At 39.9% G+C, this 4,608-nt stretch carries 6 protein-coding genes; 2 read left to right on the top strand and 4 right to left on the bottom strand.

The features are described 5' to 3' along the window. Positions 1-38: 38 nt before the first annotated feature. Positions 39-434: a DUF4345 domain-containing protein gene (locus D1Z90_RS20115; protein ID WP_119912567.1), complete on the bottom strand. Its 396-nt coding sequence runs from the start codon at positions 432-434 to the stop codon at positions 39-41. A gap of 557 nt (positions 435-991) precedes the next feature. Continuing rightward, on the bottom strand, positions 992-1,876 hold the full coding sequence (locus D1Z90_RS20110; protein WP_119912566.1) for a LysR substrate-binding domain-containing protein: 885 nt from the start codon (positions 1,874-1,876) through the stop codon (positions 992-994). Positions 1,877-1,999: 123 nt separating this feature from the next. Here D1Z90_RS20110 and D1Z90_RS20105 point away from each other — a divergent pair, with 123 nt between their 5' ends. After that, a complete protein-coding gene (locus tag D1Z90_RS20105; RefSeq protein ID WP_119912565.1) occupies positions 2,000-2,659 on the top strand; it encodes an FMN-dependent NADH-azoreductase in 660 nt (219 codons plus the stop codon). Positions 2,660-2,748: 89 nt separating this feature from the next. Next, positions 2,749-2,979 carry a hypothetical protein gene (locus tag D1Z90_RS20100; protein WP_119912564.1) on the top strand — a complete coding sequence of 77 codons (231 nt, stop codon included), beginning with the start codon at positions 2,749-2,751 and terminating at the stop codon, positions 2,977-2,979. A gap of 415 nt (positions 2,980-3,394) precedes the next feature. On the opposite strand, the gene D1Z90_RS20095 is transcribed toward D1Z90_RS20100, so the two are convergent. Together D1Z90_RS20095 and D1Z90_RS20090 are read right to left on the bottom strand one after the other, a co-directional pair. Continuing rightward, positions 3,395-3,886 carry a hypothetical protein gene (locus D1Z90_RS20095; protein WP_119912563.1) on the bottom strand — a complete coding sequence of 164 codons (492 nt, stop codon included), beginning with the start codon at positions 3,884-3,886 and terminating at the stop codon, positions 3,395-3,397. Positions 3,887-3,968: 82 nt separating this feature from the next. Next, positions 3,969-4,445 carry a hypothetical protein gene (locus tag D1Z90_RS20090; protein WP_119912562.1) on the bottom strand — a complete coding sequence of 159 codons (477 nt, stop codon included), beginning with the start codon at positions 4,443-4,445 and terminating at the stop codon, positions 3,969-3,971. Between the last annotated feature and the right edge of the window lie 163 nt (positions 4,446-4,608).

Genomic DNA, 4,608 nt, shown 5'->3' with positions numbered 1-4,608 from the left:
AGGCTCAAAATTCGTATCGATTTACGGGTTTGAGCCTATTAGATCATATTCGTTGAAAAAGTGCGATCCCGCCCTGAATAAGCAGCGGGCACAAAGACAAATTCCAACCCAATGTAGAAAAGTAAAATCGGTTGCGGAATACCGTCTACCAAACAACTTATCACTCGGCCAATGACCAAGCCGCCGGCAAAAACCATTACAGTCACCAAGGCAGGGTTTCGATAAGGTGAGTTAAAAGCAGAGAACAGCCAAAAAAGTCCCAGCCCGATATACAAACACATGATGGCCCTTAATATATGGGCAATATTAATATCTATTGCATCTATGCCAAGAAAAGTGGACGCAAACCAACTTGGAGAAATGCCATACCCTAGCGCAATAGGGATCACAGCGAAAAAGGCAAAAATCAAAAAATGTTTCTTTATGTTATTCATATTGTACAGCCCTTAAAAAAAGTAATGGCGAACCTACCTAGCAAAAACCAAACACATTGCTAAAATCCACTGCGCAGGTGTAAAGCCACGCATGCTCTCTCACAAGCTAAACTTACCGCGCGTACTTATTAGCACTTAAAACGCCAATAAAAAAAGAGATAAAATAACAATAGCCTAGAAAGAGCTTAGGTGTTTATTGGATATTTTTAGCTGTTATGTCTTCACGCTTGTCGAAACACCTAGGTAACTATAAGAGCTCTCTTATCGAGTCATCAAAATCGCACTCTTTTCGTTTAAGCAGTGAGCAGTGACCATATCTTTTAAAATTTACAAACCAATGTTGTATAAAGCCTGCTAACGATACCTCAATGACTTCAAAGCCTAACAAGCACCAATCATTAACTTATAAATGTTCAATAAGTTAAAGTTTAATCCTTCGAGAATATCAACGCTTTCGAATTCATAATTCACGCTGTTGGGACTTCAAACGTGTAGAATCACAGACAATGGCTCCGGTGGCTTGCCACCTAAAAGCAATTTACAAACTCAAGACTTGGTTAGGCATGTTCTTTCAACTCATTCTGCAACCAGTCGCAAAAGCAGGTTACTTTACGACTGCTTTTAAGATGAGAGGGGGTCAAAACGTAATAGGTTAACCCTTTAAGAAACTCACCGTTGTGGTGTTGTTTTAGCCATCCTTGTTGCAGCGCTGTTTGCACCAGCAATGAGCTGACAAGCGCAATTCCCTGCCCTGCTAAAGCCGCTTGAATAACATGATGCTCTTGGTCAAAAGACCGAATGTCTAATTGCATGTTATTGGTTTTTTTATTCTGAAAAAATTGCTTCCATGTTATGGGCTGTAAGCTTGGATTTTGCCACCTCGTTTCAATCAGCCTCGCTTCTTCAATAATTGGAAAATCTTGTAAGTATTGCTTTGTTGCGTACATGCCAACACGTTCGGTCACAAGCTTTGTCGCATTGTTAACTTGTGAATCAAACTCTCCGTACCTAATAGCCAAATCAATTCGCCTGTCTTTTTGCAAATCTTCAAGATGCTGGCCTGTTTTAATCACAACATTAATGTCGGAATGAAGCTGGCGAAAGCCATCAAGCTTTGGCACTAGCCATTGGGCCGCAAAAGATGCCGTAGTGCTGACTGTCAGTACGGTCTGGTTATCGGATATTTCTTCTAAAACATCCGCTATCTCCTGTAAAGAATGACAAGCAACTCGCGCAAGTTTCTTTCCCTCAGGGGTGAGTAAAATAGCTCGTATTTTTCGCTCAAAGAGTAACGTCCCAAGCTTTTCCTCCAAAGCGCGAATTTGATGTGACACCGCAGTAGGCGTCACGTTTAACTCTTCGGCAGCAGCCTTAAAGCTCAATAATCTTGCAGCTGAGTCAAACACTCTAATACTGTTTAACTGAGGTAAATGAGAAAACATTACAAAGCACCATAGATGAATATAAATCACCTATAAACGAATATTGCTCGTTTGTCAAAAATGCGATTTAAGCGCAACATCTTACGCACATAAATTAATTGAGCATATCTAGCAGAGGTCTTCATGCCAACAATACTCCACTTAGACACCAGTGCACGATCATTAGATAAATCGAGAACGAGCCGAAATTCAATATCCAGGATGCTTGCTGACAGCTTTAGAGAGCAATGGACAAAGAAAATGCCAACGACAAAAGTTATCTATAGGGATCTCGCCGAAAAACCACCCGGTTTTATTGATGAGGCATGGATTGCGGCAGCATTTACCCCCGAAGAGCAAAGAACAGCTGAGCAAAACACACTTATTTCGTTGTCAGATGAATTAATCGATGAAGTAACAGAAGCCGACATGATATTGCTATCCACCCCCATGTATAACTATGGTATGCCTGCGACGTTAAAAGCTTGGTTTGATCAGGTTATAAGGGTGAATAAAACATTCTCTTTCGACTTAGGCAGAGGTGACTATCCGCTTCAACCAACCCTCTCAGGAAAAACGATGGTACTGATGACATCTTGTGGTGAATTTGGTTTTCATGTCGGTGGAATCAGAGAAAAAATGAATCATTTAGGGCCGCACATTGAAGTGGCAAGCCAATACCTAGGCGTAGACAAATTCTATGAGATTCGCTGTGAATATCAAGAGTTCGGTGATCAGCGCCATATTGATTCACTTAATAACGCCCACACCGACATTACAAACCTGATTAAGCGGCTCACTTAAAAGGCTGTTTTGGGGTTTAACACTTTATTATGTCACCTCATATTAACCGACGAGTGTCAGCTTGTTAGGTATGAAGTGGAGTAAAACCGATGCCATTGATTGAGTGCCGTTTAAAGTGCTTACTCAATTGTAAAGCACTGCCTATGGCTTTGGTTTACACCACAGCCTTACGCAGTAACCGATATTCTCTTGCTCATCAATATGCTCGCAGAAATCGCACTACGGTGCATTCGCCTCACAGCGATGAACTTCAAGGCAATATCAGAGTTAAGCCACTACCAATAGAACATGCGAGTAATGTCAGTAACGAAGTTGCTTAAAAAAGGAGATAATGCGGCCGGATGATGTAATCAGTTCGGCGCAAATACCAAAAGTGCCGGTGATAAAATTTAAACTGACCGCGGTGCCGCTATTGCCCAGCTAAGGTCGCCATCAGTGATATTATCAGCCCTATTCCAAATGCCAACGATATAGGCCATGCACGGCTTATTAACCTAGCGCGAAGATGCAATGAAATACCTCAGTAAGCATGACAACCAGCTTGAAAAACGCCGACAATGGTAAAATCTATTTTTACTTCGAGTTGTAACAACTGGAATGGCATTTAACAAGAGACACCTCGGCAGTATCCCTTTCCTTCAAGCAGCAAAAAATCGTTCATCAGGAGTACACCAACACGGTAGAGACCGGCAAGGCCAGAGCGAACACCATCAACTTGTTTCGGCTTGACTAGCATTAGTTTGCCTGATAGCACCAGCTATTATCGTTAAAGTTAAACATGTAAATGTCATAGACTATCCAAGTTGCTCGATACCATAATAATGGGGCTCCGTTTTTATGTGAATAATACAAACCGTGGTGAGTTAACGCTTGTTTGTCAAAATCCAATGCTTCAGCGGAGTCTGGGTAAAAGCCATTTTGTTGATAGTATGTGACAACAGCACTAGAAACTTGCTCGGCAAAATCCTGAGTTGTTTTGTGTAAATGAATATGATGAATAACTACAACCGAACAACTTACAACCCAAAGAAACGTTTGAATAGACCGTTGCTCTCTTTCTCGGTTTTTTACGAATATGAAATACAAGCTTTTCAGAAATGATGGAGCTAATAATAATAAAACGAAACCCAGCATGAAACCGCCATGTTTTTGAAGTGTAAACAACAATGTAACCAAACAAAGAATCACTGTTTGCTGGATTGGCTTTTTAGCAGGTTTTAGCATCATAATATTAATACTTAGCTAACACACTGGTACCTTTTGTGCTTTTTTTTAAAAGAAGGCGCCAGAGGTTTTTTGTTAAATTCATCTACGTATCTATACAAGTTTGTAAAGATGCTTTATCTAATTTTACATCTCTGCCTAATTTACTCGTTTTAGTGAAAGACAAGTTCTCTTCAATACATTGTTCAAATTTAACATGTATTTTTTCAATACAAGACTTATCAGAGTTGCACAAAGAAATCAGTTCAGCTTTAGCCAACGATACAATATCTGACTTCTTCCCTTCTAGGTTAAGTGTATAAACTGATACAACTGCGACTATCACTGCAGCATAAACGAATTTTGATATATACCCCTTTCTACTCTTAGGCTCCGAGTCAGAAATTTCGTCTGATTTTTTACTTTTAGGGAGAACTAAAATGATAAATAAACCTATCAAAATTGTTATTGCACAAATAATAAACCAAAGTATCTTATTTCTTCCTTTCCAATGAGCAATGCCAGCCCCTGCTAACCCAGATATTAGGTTCACTATCAAAATATAAAATTCTATTTTTTCCATGCAACTTCCTTATTTAAAATTAACACCGAGCTCTAGCGAATCGTCATATCATACAACAAGACCTTCAAAGTCTATGCCCTTCCATTGGCGTTGTTGACTAAATAGGGAACCTTTCTCGAAAACTGCGATCAGATCATTGAGCACGATACATGGAAGTGATTCT

This window comes from Motilimonas pumila, assembly GCF_003596335.1.
Classification (GTDB): Bacteria; Pseudomonadota; Gammaproteobacteria; order Enterobacterales; family CBDFNC01; genus Motilimonas; species Motilimonas pumila.
This window is presented reverse-complemented; position numbering and strand designations above follow the sequence as displayed.